Origin of the sequence: Rhodopseudomonas sp. P1 (assembly GCF_039642825.1) — a bacterium.
Lineage (GTDB): Bacteria > Pseudomonadota > Alphaproteobacteria > Rhizobiales > Xanthobacteraceae > Rhodopseudomonas > Rhodopseudomonas palustris_H.
The window spans coordinates 4,407,850-4,421,401 of record NZ_CP088006.1; the positions used below are offsets into that span (position 1 = coordinate 4,407,850).

Annotated in this window: 12 protein-coding genes; 5 read left to right on the forward strand and 7 right to left on the reverse strand. The window is 65.1% G+C overall.

All coding sequences use genetic code 11. The annotated features are described in order from the left end of the window. Window positions 1-95: 95 nt before the first annotated feature. The 3 genes from LRC39_RS20330 to LRC39_RS20340 form a co-directional block, all read right to left on the reverse strand. On the reverse strand, window positions 96-1,247 hold the full coding sequence (locus LRC39_RS20330) for a DegT/DnrJ/EryC1/StrS family aminotransferase (RefSeq protein WP_346295447.1): 1,152 nt from the start codon (window positions 1,245-1,247) through the stop codon (window positions 96-98). A 55-nt stretch (window positions 1,248-1,302) separates the two neighbouring features. Then, window positions 1,303-2,298 carry a Gfo/Idh/MocA family protein gene (locus tag LRC39_RS20335; RefSeq protein ID WP_107356659.1) on the reverse strand — a complete coding sequence of 332 codons (996 nt, stop codon included), beginning with the start codon at window positions 2,296-2,298 and terminating at the stop codon, window positions 1,303-1,305. Between the two features lie 140 nt (window positions 2,299-2,438). Further along, on the reverse strand, window positions 2,439-3,431 hold the full coding sequence (locus LRC39_RS20340) for an NAD-dependent epimerase (protein ID WP_346295448.1): 993 nt from the start codon (window positions 3,429-3,431) through the stop codon (window positions 2,439-2,441). Between the two features lie 183 nt (window positions 3,432-3,614). On the opposite strand from LRC39_RS20340, the gene LRC39_RS20345 reads away from it, so the two are divergent. Together LRC39_RS20345 and LRC39_RS20350 are read left to right on the forward strand one after the other, a co-directional pair. Then, complete coding sequence (locus LRC39_RS20345) at window positions 3,615-4,574, forward strand: lysylphosphatidylglycerol synthase transmembrane domain-containing protein (protein ID WP_346295449.1); 960 nt, start codon at window positions 3,615-3,617, stop codon at window positions 4,572-4,574. 57 nt (window positions 4,575-4,631) lie between these two features. Next, window positions 4,632-5,636 carry a glycosyl transferase gene (locus tag LRC39_RS20350; RefSeq protein ID WP_346295450.1) on the forward strand — a complete coding sequence of 335 codons (1,005 nt, stop codon included), beginning with the start codon at window positions 4,632-4,634 and terminating at the stop codon, window positions 5,634-5,636. 20 nt (window positions 5,637-5,656) lie between these two features. On the opposite strand, the gene LRC39_RS20355 is transcribed toward LRC39_RS20350, so the two are convergent. Genes LRC39_RS20355 through rfaD form a run of 3 tightly spaced genes read right to left on the reverse strand, consistent with a single transcriptional unit; the run spans window position 5,657 to window position 10,100 of the window. After that, window positions 5,657-7,582 carry a polysaccharide biosynthesis protein gene (locus LRC39_RS20355; protein ID WP_264053191.1) on the reverse strand — a complete coding sequence of 642 codons (1,926 nt, stop codon included), beginning with the start codon at window positions 7,580-7,582 and terminating at the stop codon, window positions 5,657-5,659. 40 nt (window positions 7,583-7,622) lie between these two features. Continuing rightward, a complete protein-coding gene (gene rfaE1, locus LRC39_RS20360; RefSeq protein WP_346295451.1) occupies window positions 7,623-9,095 on the reverse strand; it encodes a D-glycero-beta-D-manno-heptose-7-phosphate kinase in 1,473 nt (490 codons plus the stop codon). A 24-nt stretch (window positions 9,096-9,119) separates the two neighbouring features. Then, entirely contained in the window at window positions 9,120-10,100 is a 981-nt protein-coding gene (gene rfaD, locus LRC39_RS20365; protein ID WP_346295452.1) for an ADP-glyceromanno-heptose 6-epimerase, read from the reverse strand. Between the two features lie 182 nt (window positions 10,101-10,282). Between rfaD and waaF the strand changes: the two genes are divergently transcribed. The 3 genes from waaF (at window position 10,283) to LRC39_RS20380 (ending at window position 12,556) form a co-directional block, all read left to right on the forward strand. Next, a complete protein-coding gene (gene waaF / locus LRC39_RS20370; RefSeq protein ID WP_346295453.1) occupies window positions 10,283-11,359 on the forward strand; it encodes a lipopolysaccharide heptosyltransferase II in 1,077 nt (358 codons plus the stop codon). Window positions 11,360-11,429: 70 nt separating this feature from the next. Continuing rightward, complete coding sequence (locus LRC39_RS20375) at window positions 11,430-12,017, forward strand: D-sedoheptulose 7-phosphate isomerase (RefSeq protein WP_346295454.1); 588 nt, start codon at window positions 11,430-11,432, stop codon at window positions 12,015-12,017. Further along, window positions 12,014-12,556 carry an HAD family hydrolase gene (locus LRC39_RS20380; RefSeq protein ID WP_346295455.1) on the forward strand — a complete coding sequence of 181 codons (543 nt, stop codon included), beginning with the start codon at window positions 12,014-12,016 and terminating at the stop codon, window positions 12,554-12,556. The genes LRC39_RS20375 and LRC39_RS20380 overlap by 4 nt, the downstream gene beginning before the upstream one ends. Here the strand turns inward: LRC39_RS20380 and waaC are convergent. After that, window positions 12,553-13,497 (reverse strand): lipopolysaccharide heptosyltransferase I, encoded by a 945-nt coding sequence (gene waaC, locus LRC39_RS20385; RefSeq protein WP_346295456.1) that lies wholly within the window; start codon window positions 13,495-13,497, stop codon window positions 12,553-12,555. The two genes, LRC39_RS20380 and waaC, sit on opposite strands and share 4 nt — an antisense overlap. Between the last annotated feature and the right edge of the window lie 55 nt (window positions 13,498-13,552).

Below are 13,552 nucleotides of genomic sequence, written 5' to 3' on the forward strand. Positions count from 1 at the left end.
TCAGGGCGCGAACCCGGAATCCCGATGTGGTGAAGGCAGAGATTCCGGGTTTGCTCGCTTACGCGAGCGCCCCGGAATGACGGCAGCTAACGGCCTTACCGCCCCAGCGCGCCGCGCACCGCCTGGATCACGCGATCCTGCGTCGGCGCATCAAGATAGGCGTGCATCGGCAGGGCGATGACGTCGCGCGACAGCCGCTCGCACACCGGCAGGCCGCCGTCGGCAACCGGGAAGCCGCGATACGCGGTCTGCTGATGCATCGACTTCGGATAGTAGATCGCGGTCGGGATGCCTTGCGCCTTCAGCGCTGCGGCAAAACCGTCGCGGTCGACGCCGTGCGGCAACCGGATGGTGTACTGCGCCCACACCGAGGTGCAGTCCTCGGCAAGGCGCGGAACGGTGACGACATCGGCCAGCGCTGCCGAATAGCGCTCGGCGACGACGTTGCGCGCCGCGATCTCGTCTTCGAAGATCGTCAGCTTCTGCAGCAGGATCGCCGCCTGGATGGTGTCGAGACGGCCGGTGAGGCCGAGCCGGACGTTGTCGTACTTGTCGGTGCCCTGGCCGTGAACGCGAACGCTCTTCAGCGCTTCGGCGAATTCGGAATCATCGGTGAAGATCGCGCCGCCGTCGCCGAAGCAGCCGAGCGGCTTGGCCGGGAAGAAGCTGGTGGCGGTGGCGAGGCCGAAGCTGCCGAGCTTCTTGCCGCGATGGCTGGCGCCGAAGCCCTGCGCCGCGTCATCGAGCACGAACAGCCCTTCGTCCGTCGCAACCGCGCCGACCGCGGTGTGATCAGCGGCCTGGCCGAACAGATCGACCGGAATGATCGCACGCGGCTTCAAGCCGAGCTTTTTGGCGGTGCCGATGCCGCGCTTCAGCGACGCGATATCGATGTTGAAGGTGACCTCGTCGACGTCGACGAACAGCGGCGTGGCGCCGGTCAGCGCCACCGCTTCACCGGTCGCGCAGAAGGTGAAGGAGGGGCACAGAACCGCGTCACCGGGACCGATGCCCTTGGCCATTAGCACCATCAACAGCGCATCGGTGCCGCTGGAGCAGGTCACGACGTGGCGCGCGCCGGCGAAGGCGGCGAGCTTCGCCTCCAGCTCGATCACTTCCGGACCGTTGAGGAACTGGCAGTGGTTCAGCACCTTGCCGACCGCCTCGTCGATACCGGCCCCCAACCTGCGGCGCTGAGCGCCGACGTCAATGAAGGGCACCGGGTCGTTGCGGAGATGCTGATTCATGGGTCCTGCCGGGTTCGGATGACGGGAAAGCGCTGAGAAGGGTCGCTAAGTCGGTCTAGCCGGCGGCGCGGCGGGGCGCCGTCGCGCTCGCTGCGGGCCGGGCCGGCTGATCGAGGCACTTGATCGCGATTTCGAGGCTGGCGACGCCCTCTTCGCCGGTGACCGGCGGCGGCAGCTTGGCGCGAACCGCATTGATGAAGCCGATCAGTTCGGCGCGCAGCGGCTCGTCGTGGCCGACCGGCAGATGGCGCATCGAATAGCTGCCGTCCGCCTTGAAGCCGAAGCACTCGGTGACCTGACGGGTCAGCAGATCGCCCATCACGTATTTGCCGCGGGTCGCAACCGTCACGGTGCGGGCCTTGAACGGCGTCAGCCAGTTGGTGTTGATGTGCGCGAGCACGCCCGAGGCGGTGCGGAATTGCAGCAGCGCGATGTCCTCGCGCTCGGCGATGGCGCTCGAGAGCTGCGGCTGCACCTCGGTGATTTCCGAGTCGGTGAACCAGCGGATCAGGTCGATGTCGTGGACCGCGAGGTCGATGACGACGCCGACATTGGACATCCGTGGCGGGAACGGGCCGACCCGGGTGATGCCGATGGACAGGATGTCCTCGTCGCGAATCGCCTGCTTGATCGCCGCAACCGCCGGATTGAAGCGCTCGACATGGCCGACCATCAGCGTGACACCAGCCTTCTCGGCGGCGGCGACGATCTCGCGGCCTTCGGCCACCGTCGAAGCGATCGGCTTCTCGACCAGCACGTGAATACCGCGACCGATGCAGGTCAGCGCCACTTCATGGTGCAGGTGGGTGGGGGCCGCGATGGTCACCGCGTCGACCCCGGCAAGCAGCAATTCGTCCAGCGTTGCGAAGGTTTTACAGCCGATCAGCTCGATCGCGCGGTCGCGGTGCTCAGGCATCGGATCGACGATCCCGACCAGCGTCACTCCCGGCAATCCCGCCAGCACCCGGCCGTGGTTGGTTCCCATAACCCCAGCGCCGATGACGCCGATCCGGAGTGAGGGGGTCTTGGCCGTTTCAGTGCTGGAAGTCATGGCATCGCGCCTTGGAAATTGAAGGTGCGGCTTCCTAGCACGCGGCCACAGATGTGGCGAACGTTCGGGAAACCTACCCAAACACGTTTTGATTCAATTGATTACACGAAAGGCCAAAGCTGCGAATTAGACGCAGGAAACTACACCCGGTGGTAGTCGCGAAACCAGGTCACGAAGGCGCGGACCCCATCCTCGATTCGGGTCGAAGGCCGGAAGCCGACATCCCGAACCAGAGCTTCGACATCCGCAAACGTCGCCGGCACGTCGCCCGGCTGCATCGGCAGCATCTCCTTGACGGCAGGCCGGCCGAGTGCGTCCTCGAGCAACGCCACCACGTGCATCAGGTCTTCGGGGCTATGGTTGCCGACATTGTAGACTCGCGCGGGTGCGCCGCCATTTTGGCCGGGCTGGGCTGTCGGCACCAGCTCGATCAGCCGGGTCACGACGCGCGTGACGTCGTCAATGAACGTAAAATCGCGCCGCATTTGGCCGTGGTTGAACAGCTTGATCGGACGGCCTTCGGTGATGGCTTTGGCGAACAGGTACAGGGCCATATCAGGTCGGTACCATGGTCCGTAGATCGTGAAGAACCGCAGGCCCGTGGTCGGCAGCCGGTACAGATGGCTGTAGCAATGCGCCATCAATTCATTGGCCTTTTTGGTCGCCGCATACAGGCTGATCGGGTGGTCGGTCGGATCATCCACCGAGAACGGCAGCTTGGTATTGGCGCCGTAGACCGACGACGAGGAGGCATAGATCAGGTGGCCGCAGCCATTGTGGCGGCAGCCTTCCAGCACGTTAAGGAAGCCCTCCAGATTGGAGTCCGCATAATCGTGTGGATGGCTGAGCGAATGTCGGACCCCGGCCTGGGCGGCGAGGTGGATCACCACCGGAAAACGGTGGTTTGCAAACAAGTCCGCGATCGTCCTCCGGTCGGACAGATCGGCATGAACGAAGCTGAAACGCGGATAAGGCGTCAGCAGATCGAGCCGCGCCTGCTTCAGCGCCGGGTCATAATAGGTGTTGAGGCTGTCCAGGCCGACGACCGCATGTCCCGCCTGCAACAGCTCCCGGGCGATGTGATAGCCGATGAAGCCTGCTGCGCCCGTGACCAGGACCGCTGTCTCTGCCATCTCGTTTCCGCCCCTCGCGATCCGATGCGCGCCTGTTTAGCCAGCCGGCTACCGAAGCGGCAAGGGGAACCGGGGCGCTATTGCCAGATTGGACGCAAGTCCCTACCAAGGCGGCGACTTTCGTGATGGCCGGGCGCCGCTCGCTCTTGACGACCTGTTAACTTCCGACCCCAGCGATCTCTCATGCGCCGGTTTCTGCTTTCAGCAGCCAAGATCCTGGTTTCAGCGGCGCTGTTGTATCTGGCGCTCCGAAAGACCGATTTTGCCGCCCTCGCCGCACGGATCGATGCGACCAGCTTGGGCTGGCTGGCGGCTGCCGTCGCTGCAACGATCTTCCAGCTGTTCGTCAACGCGGTGCGCTGGCGCGCGATCGGTGCGTGCTGCGAAGCGCCGCTGACCACGGGGCGATCGATGCGCTACGCGATGATCGGCTCGTTCTTCAATCAGACATTGCCGTCCGCGATCGGCGGTGACGCGGTGCGTGTCTGGCTGCTGGCGCGGGCCGGTGCCGGCTGGCGCGCCGCCACCTATTCGGTCTTCGTCGATCGGGCGACCGGATTGATCGCCTTGTCGGCGATCATCTTCGTGACGCTGCCGTGGACGCTGCGATTGATCGACAATGCCGACGGGCGTCTCGGATTGATGCTGCTCGATTTTGCCGCGCTCGGCGCCGGCATCGTGTTCCTGGCTTTGCCGTTTCTGCGGTTCGGTCTGCTCGACCGGATCTGGGCCACCCGCCATATGCGCGGCTGCTCCGAAGTCGCCCTGAAGGTTCTGTCAACTCCGAAAAGCGCAGCGATCCTCGTCGCCACCTCGTTGATCATTCCAGTTCTCGCGGTGGTGATCGCCTGGTGCGTGGCGCGGGCGATCGAATCGCCGAGCAGCTTCGTGCAATTGTTCGAGCTCGTCCCACCGATCATGCTCATCACGATGATCCCGATCTCGATCGCCGGCTGGGGCGTGCGCGAAGCCAGCATGGGATTGGCGTTCGGCTATGCCGGCCTCAACCCCAGCGACGGCGTCGCCGTCTCGCTGCTGTTCGGCGCGGTGTACTTCGTCGTCGGCGGCATCGGCGGACTGATCTGGATCATGAGTGCCGAAAAGGCCGCCAAGGGCGATGCGCCGATCGAAGTTCCGGAGTAGCGCGATGCGCAGCGCCACGGGCGACAGGATGTCTTTAAGCGTCAGGCTCAACGACTAATGGGGACGAGTCTGACCGCGCTATTCGCCTTCATGTCCGCAGCAGTCGGATGTGCCGTGCTCACCTGGGCGCTGATGCCGCTGTTGGCCCGCTACGCGCTGGCCCGTCCGAACGCGCGCTCGTCGCACAAAATCCCCACGCCGCAGGGTGCCGGAATTGCCGTCATCGCCGCAACACTGGTCGTTACGACCTTGGCTCTCGGCGCGACCACGCCGGCGCTGGCGCTCCTGCCGTTATTTGCCGCAGCCATCATCATTGCCATCGTTGGTGCGATCGACGACATCCGACCGATCCCTGTGCTGCCACGCTTTACGCTGCAGGCGCTGTGCGTCGGGGCGGTCGTGCTCACGCTGCCCTCCGACCAGCAGATCATCCCTGTCCTGCCGCTGTGGTTCGAACGCGCGGCATTGCTGATCGGCGGGTTGTGGTTCGTCAACCTCGTGAACTTCATGGACGGACTCGACTGGATGACGGTTGCCGAAGGCGTGCCGGTCACGGCCGCCCTGGCGGTGTTCGGCTTGCTCGGTGCGCTGACGCAGTCGCCGATGCTGATTGCGGCTGCGCTCGGTGGAGCACTCGTGGGTTTCGCCCCGTTCAACCGGCCGGGAGCGGCCAAAGTCTTTCTCGGCGACGTCGGCAGTCTGCCGATCGGCCTCCTGCTCGGCTGGTGCCTGCTGCAGCTTGCCTTGCAAGGGCATGTCACCGCGGCACTGCTCCTGCCGCTATACTATCTCGCCGACAGTACCCTGACGTTGTTGCGGCGAATGCTGCGGCGCGAACCGTTTTGGCTGGCGCACCGGTCCCATTTTTATCAGCGAGCCACCGACAACGGCTTTTCGGTACGCGAAGTCGTTGGGCTTGTCTTGCTGACCAATCTGGCGCTGGCGCTACTGGCCGGAGTCTCGATCGCGCTGAGTTCCATCGCCGCAGATGGCGTGCTGTTCGCCGTCGGCGTCGCGGTGGTCGCGGCCCTACTAATGCGGTTTGCGCGTCGTAAAGCGTGACGCGTCAACCACGGGTGCAGCTACGGCGCAGGCACTGTCGGTTCGATCCGAAATTCAGGCACCGCCCCCTTCAAGATCGCCACGACCTCATCATGGCGACCTGCCGCGATCGCCGTCTCGAGTGCGGTGAGGCCCTGGCGCAAGGTCGCCAACGGCAACTCGTTCGGACACGCAGCCATGATGCCGGGAATGCCGATCTCGGTGGTCGGCTCGTGCTCGGCAAACAGAATTTCATGCAACCGTTCACCCGGTCGAACGCCGGTGAACACGATCTCGATGTCGTAACCCGGCTGCAGACCGGACAGCCGGATCATCCGTTCTGCCAGTTCGACGATCTTCACCGGCTGGCCCATGCTCAGCACGAACACGGACACGTCGGCATGCTTTGACCTGAGAGCGTGGGTCGCAGCAGTGATGACAAGATCGCAGGCCTCGCGGATGGTCATGAAGTAGCGGACCATGTCCGGGTGCGTCACCGTCACTGGTCCCCCAGCCTCGATCTGCGCCTTGAACTTCGGCACAACCGAGCCGTTCGACGCCAGCACGTTGCCGAACCGCACCGAGATCAGCCGCATTGCCGGCTTGTCACCTAGAGAAGTGGTGAGTTCACGATCGAGCGCCTGGCAATACAGTTCGGCGAACCGCTTGGTGAGGCCGAGCATCGACACCGGCTCGATCGCCTTGTCGGTCGAAATCATCACCATCGCCTCGGCGCCAGCGGCGCGCGCCGCATCGGCAACGTTGACCGAGCCGAAAATGTTGGTCTTGACGCCCTCGCCCCAGTCGCGCTCGAGGATCGGCACATGCTTCAGCGCGGCGGCGTGGAACACGAGGTCGGGTTTGAAGGCACCGATGAGGTCGAAGACTCGCTCACGGTCGCGGATATCGGCGATCCGGCCTTCAACCTTGGTCTTGCTGACCTTGCCCGAGAGCTTCTCCATCGCTGCGTACAGCGCCGGCTCCGAATTCTCGATCACCAGCAATCGGGCGGCACCGAACGTCGTCACCCGGTCGCACATCTCGAATCCGATCGATCCGCCACCACCGGTGACGACGATCGATTTGCCTTTCAGCAGACCTTCGAGCCTGTCGTAGTCAATCTTGACGCTTGGGCGCAGCAACAGATCTTCGACCGCGACCGGAGCCAGGCGGGGCGTATCACGGCTCTCCTCGAGCGAGGGCAGGCGGCTGACGGTCAGCCCGAGCTTGCGTGCCCGCATCAGCACCGATTCCGGCTGAGCCTCCGCCTCGAAGGCAGACGGCATCATCACGGCGCGTTCAATCGGCCTGTTCCGGTGCGCAAAGTCGGCGACGACATTGTGTAGATCATCGATGCCGCCGAGTACTGGAAGGCCGCGGATGGTCTGCCCCCGATCCGAGAACGCCGGCGACAGAATCCCGACCGGCCACAGCCGCTGCACCGCTCCGCTCTCAACGGCACGCAAGAACACCTCGGCATCGGCTGCACGGCCGATCAGCAGCGTCGGCGCCGCATCCAGACGTCGCGCCTTGTTGCGGGTGCGGGTATAGCGGAAGTAACGGTACGCGAGCCGAGAGCCGGCGAGGAAGAACACCTCGAGAAACCAGTACAGGACGATGGTGGTCTTCCCAAGGAAGAACGTCCCGTACATGTTGGGCGCGAGGAAAATGTAATCGAGCACCAGCAGCGCGATCGTCAGAACACTCGCGGCCCGTAGGATGTTGAGCAGGTCCGGGATCGAGATGAACCGCCACTTGGTGGTGGTGAGCTGGAACAGATAGCAAACGAAAAAGCTGAAGACGACGAAGTACGGCAGGATCTTCAGCAGCAGCGGCAAACGATCCAGCAGGTTCTCGCCGTCGAACCGCAGATAGAAGCTGAGCAACACAGCGGCAGCGGTCGCGAGCAGATCGTGGAGCGCGATCAGCCAATTGCGATAGGTAAACGACCGGATCGACGTCAGCATCGTGCGGCTTTCTCGCGATGATCCGACACGGTCACCATGATCAGGACTGCCCCTCGCGCGCTCGCGCTACCAGCGAGGTGGTACTGAAACCCGGCAGCACGTCGACCAGCAGCACGTCGCCGCCCTTGGCCGCCACGATCTCGTGGCCAACCACCTGCTCGCGGGTGTAGTCGCCGCCTTTGACCAGGACGCTCGGCTCGATCCGCGTGATCAGCCGGAGCGGGGTATCTTCTTCAAAGATCGCCACCAGGTCGACCGCTTCGAGCGCGGCCAGCACCTCGGCGCGGGCGCGTTCGTGCTGCACCGGCCGGCTTTCGCCCTTCAGGCGGCGCACCGAGGCGTCGCTGTTCAGCCCGACGATCAGCCGATCGCAAGCACCGCGCGCTGCGGTCAACACCTTGACGTGGCCCGGGTGCAGAATGTCAAAGCAGCCGTTGGTGAACCCGACCCGAAGGCCTTCGCGGCGCCACTGCTTCAGCCGCTCGTCGAGCTCGGCATCGCTGCCGATGATCTTCTCTTCCGCCGCCAGCGAGGCATGCGGCAGGATTCGTCGGCGTAGTTCGGCCGGCGTCACCACTGCGGTGCCGTTCTTGCTCACCGCCACCGCCGCTGCCGCACTCGCCGCCCGCATCGCGGTTGCCCAGTTCGCCCCGGAAGCCAACACCACGGCCAGCACAGCCGCCACCGTATCGCCGGCGCCGGAGACGTCGCGCACCTTTACCGGCAGCGCCGGTACATGGATCGGTTCGCCTCCGCGCGGCACAAGCGTCATGCCGTGCTCGCTCTTGGTCACCAGCATCGCCTCGCATTCGGCGAGCGCCATCGCGTCCTGAGCCGCCGTGGCAATCTCGTCATCGGTCGCTGCTGCGCTTCGCGTCGCCGCGGTGAATTCCTTGCGGTTCGGCGTCAGCAGCGTGGCGCCGCGATAGATCGCGAAGTTGGCGCTTTTCGGATCGACGATCACCCGCTTGCCGAGTTTTTTGGCGGCATCGATCGTGTCGCGAATGACCCTCGCCGTCAGCACGCCTTTGGCATAGTCGGACAGCAGCACGATGTCGGCACGGGCAAGCTGCGGCAGGATCGCATCGAGCAGGCGCTGCTCGACGTCCGTAGCGGCCGGCGCCGCCGTCTCCCAATCGGCCCGCAGCATGTGGGTCGAAAAGTGCTCGGAGACGAATCGCACTTTCCGGGTCGTCGGCCGCGAGGCATCACGGACTAGCACCGGCTCGATCCGCGGCTCGCTGCCTAGCTCAGATTCCAAAAAACGCCCTGTAGCGTCATCACCGATCAAGCCAACGAAGATACAGCGCGCGCCGATCGCCGCGATATTGCGAGCTACGTTGCCGGCGCCGCCGATATTGGTCTCGCTGCGTTGAACCGCGATCACCGGTGCCGGAGCTTCCGGAGAAATCCGCGACACCTCGCCATAGACGAACTCGTCGAGCATCAGGTCGCCGACACACAGGACGGTCTGACGAGCGATCGCTTGCAGCAAGGCGTCGAAGCTGAACATCCGAATCCAAACGGTTGCGTGCGATCAGCGGAAGCGATCGCTGCGGTCGAGGTAACCAGTGACGTAAGACGTGACCGCCTCTTCGAGCGGGGTGAATCCGCCATTGTAGCCAGCGGCACGCAGCCGGTCGCCCTCGCTCTGGGTGAAGTATTGATAGCTGCCGCGAATCTGTTCCGGCATGTCGATGTACTCGATCTGCGGCGCCGTGCCGAGCGCCGCATAGGCGGCCAGGATCAGGTCGCGGAAGCTCCGGGCATGGCTGGTGCCGACGTTGAAGATGCCGCTGACGCTAGGCGAAGCGAACAGCCACATCATCACCCGCACTACGTCGTCGACATAGATGAAGTCGCGGCGCTGGTCGCCGTCGGCAATACCTTCGCGGTGCGACTTGAACAGCTGGACCACCCGGCCGGACTTGATGTCGTCGAACCGCCGCGCCAGCACGCTGGCCATGGTGTCCTTGTGATATTCGTTCGGGCCGAACACGTTGAAGAACTTCAGGCCGGCCCATTGCGGCGGCAGCTTGTGGCCCTTGGCGGCGCGCTCCGCTACCACCAGGTCGAACAGATGCTTGCTCCAGCCATATAGGTTCATCGGCCGCAACTGTTTCAGCGCCGCCAGCGAGGAGTCATCGTCGAACCCGTGTTCGCCGTCGCCATAGGTCGCCGCCGACGAGGCGTAGATCAGCGGCGTTCCGGTCTCGGTGCACCAGTCCAGCAGCCGCAGCGACAGCCGGAAATTGTTCTCCATCACCATGTCGCCGTCGGTGGCGGTGGTCGCGGAGATCGCCCCCATATGGAAGACGGCGTCGAGCCTGCGGCCTTTCAGCCAGTCGGCGAGTTCCGCCGGCGGCACGAAATCGGCCAGCTGCCGCTTGGCGAGGTTCTTCCACTTGCCGTCGTGGCCGAGAAAGTCGGACACAGCGACGTCGGCCCGCCCGGCGTCGTTCAGAGCCGCGACCAGATTCGATCCGATGAACCCGGCGCCCCCGGTGACCAGCAGCATGACTTCTCCGCCTCGATTTGCGCGCCACCTTTGCCCCACTCCGCCGGGGCAGGCAACTTCAACTCTGAATTGCTGTGAATGCGGAATGGGCACGGCGCGAAATGCCGGCTGGACGCGGGCCGCCGCAGGCGTTAACCGGCTGGGCCGATCAGCCCCTGCTAGGCAGGGCAACAGAACAAACGATGAATTACGAATCACTCAAAGCCAGCCTGGCGACTGCGCCGGACCGCAACGAGACCAGCCCGGTGCTTCTGGTCCCGTATATGTGGATCGGCGATTTCGTGCGCTGCCACACCGTGGTGCGGGTCCTGAAGGACCGTTGGCCGAACCGGCCGGTCGACGTCCTCACCACCACGCTGTGCGCGCCGCTGGTCGATTACATGCCCGGGGTGCGCCAGGGCATCGTCTGGGACCTGCCGCGCAGCAAGATCTCGCTGTCTGAAGAGCGGGCGCTGGCAGCGAAGCTGCGGCAGCAGGGCTACGGCGCCTCGGTGGTGATGCCGCGCACCTTCAAATCCACCATCGCGCCCTGGCTTGCCGGTATTCCGAAACGCACCGGCTTCATCGGCGAGGTCCGGTTCGGCCTGCTCAATGACTGGCGGCGCGGCGAAAAGGCATTGCCGCGGATGATCGACCGCTGCGCCGCGCTGGCGCTGCCGCCGCTGCCGGAACTGCCGCTGGACTGGCCCGAGCCGCAGCTTCAGGTGCCGGAAGCCGAGATTGCGGCTTGGCGGCAGGCCAAAGGCCTGCACGGCCGGACCGTGGTGGCGCTCGCGCCCGGCGCTGTCGGGCCGGCGAAGCGCTGGAGCTACTACGTCGAGGCCGGCAAGGCGCTGGCTGAGCGTGGTTTTGAGGTCTGGGTGGTCGGCGGCCCGGGCGAAACCGCCAAGGCGCAGGAAATCGTCGCAGCCGGCGGCCCGCATGTCCGCGATCTCACGGGCACAGACCTGCGCAACGGCATCCTGGCGCTGGCGGCGGCCGATCTGGTGATCTCCAACGATTCCGGCCTGCTCCACGTTTCCGCCGCGATTGGCAGCCGAACCATCGGCATCTTCGGCCCTACCAGCCCTTGGCATTATGCCCCGCTCAACCCGATCGAGACGGTGATCCATGCGCCCGGGGATATCCCCTGCCGGCCCTGCCACAAGCCGGTCTGCCGGATGCAGCATCACCGCTGTATGCGGGACATCGCGGTCGAGGACGTGACCAACGCGGCGCTGCACGCGCTGCAGGCCGCCGGCATCGCACCGGCAGTCTGAGCCCTTCGGCTTGCGCCGGACCCGGCCCTGGGCTTTACCAGAGCCTTCAGTTTCAGCCTTCAGGTGTGACGTGAGCCAGGACAAGATCGCCGCCCATTTCCAGCTCTCGCTTGCCGCGATGACTGCTGCCGCCGGCGATGCAGCGCTGCTGTCCGCATCGCGGGCGATCGCTGCGGCATCGATCCAGGCGCTGCAGCAGGGCCGCAAGATTCTGCTCGCCGGCAATGGCGGCAGTGCCGCCGACGCCCAGCACATCGCTGCGGAGATCATCGGTCGCTACAAGCGTGACCGCGCCGCTTGGCCGGCAGTGGCGCTGACCACCGACACTTCGGCACTCACGGCGATCGCCAACGACTATGGCTTCGAGCGGGTGTTCGCCCGGCAGGTCGAAGGACTCGGGCAACCCGGCGACGTCTTCATCGGCATCACCACCTCCGGCCGCTCGCCGAACATCATCGCGGCCCTCGAAGTCGCGCGTCAACGCGGCCTCGTCACCGTCGGCATGACCGGCCCGAGCGGCGGATCGATGGGCACGCTGTGCGATCATCTTCTGATTGCGCCTGCCCCCGAAACCGCGCTGGTTCAGCAGATTCATCTGATGGCCGCGCATGCGATCTGCGACGAGATTGAAGTCGTGCTGGGCAAGCCGTCGCCATGACCGCTTCCGCGCCGCGCCGTCCCGCGGCCTTCCTCGATCGCGACGGCGTCATCAACTACAACGATCACTATGTCGGCACGCGCGAACGCTTGCGCTGGATGCCGGGCATCGCCGCGGCGATCCGGCAGCTCAACGCCGCCGGCTACTACGTCTTCGTCATCACCAACCAGTCCGGCGTCGCCCGCGGCATGTTCAGCGAGGACGACGTCCGTGCCCTGCATCGCTGGATGCAGGATGAATTGCAGGCGCAAGGCGCGCAGATTGACGATGTCCGGTTCTGCCCGCATCATGTCGAAGGAACGATCGACGCCTATCGGGTCGCCTGCGAGCATCGCAAGCCGGGCCCCGGAATGATCCTGGATCTGGCCAAGGCTTGGCCGGTCGACATGACCCGCAGCTTCGTGATCGGCGACAGCCCAAGTGATGTCGAAGCCGCGCAGGCTGCCGGCATTCCCGGGTTTCGCTTCGAAGGCGAAGACATCGACGGCTTCGTCAAACAGGTGCTGATCAAGATGCAGCGCGCCGCTGCATCCAACTAACCGAGCAGCTGCTCAGCCGCCTCGATCGCCTGCCGCGCCGAGGGGCCGCCGCTCTTACCGCCGAGCACTCGCAGCGAACCGCTGCCGACCGGACCGGTCAGTCCCGGATCGGTCGCAACATAGATCCCGACCAGCGGCACCCGATACGCGGCGGCCAGATGCAGCAAGCCGGTATCGACGCCGATCACCACCGTGGCGCCCGCGATCACACCGGCGGTGAGATCGAGTGGCTGACGCGGCAGCACGCGACTTCCGGGAATCGCGCTCGACAGCCGTTCGGCGGTCTGCCGCTCGGTGTCGGTCCCCCACGGCAGACCCGGCTGCAACCCGCGGGCTTGCAGCCAGCGGCCGATTTCGATCCAATCCTCGGCGCGCCATTCCTTCGACACGCGCGAGGTGCCGTGCAGCAGTAGTGCGTAAGGCGCATCAGCGCCACGCGCCGGCTTGATCAGCCCGTAGTCGATGTCGTCCGCCGGCTGATAGCCCAGCGACAGCGCGGTAAGCGCGCGGTTGCGCGCCACCGCATGCAGCGACCGGCTGACGCTGTGGCGGACGTCGTAGAACCGCGACGCCAGCGGCTCGCGGATGCTCTGCGCGTCGTAGCCGTGGCGCTCGCCTTGCGCGAGCCGGGCGATGATCGCCGAACGGATCAGGCCCTGGGTGTCGATCACCTTGTCGAACTCAGGCTCACGCAAACGGGTGTTGAAATCGCCGATCTCGCGCCAGGTGGCACGGCTCGCCAAATGCGACCGCCAGCGCCGCGTCGCCACCGAAATCACTTCGGTCACAGAGGGATGCAACCGTGCCAGCGGCGCGAACGCCTCCTCCACCACCCAGCTCATGCGCAAGCCGGGCTGGGCGCGCGCAGCGTCGGTGACCGCGGGCATCTGATGCACCACGTCGCCGAGGGAAGAGGTCTTGATGATGAGGATGTCCGACATTGACGCAAAAGGCCCGCAATTGCGCGGTCCTCGTTACAGGATTGACAACCATAGA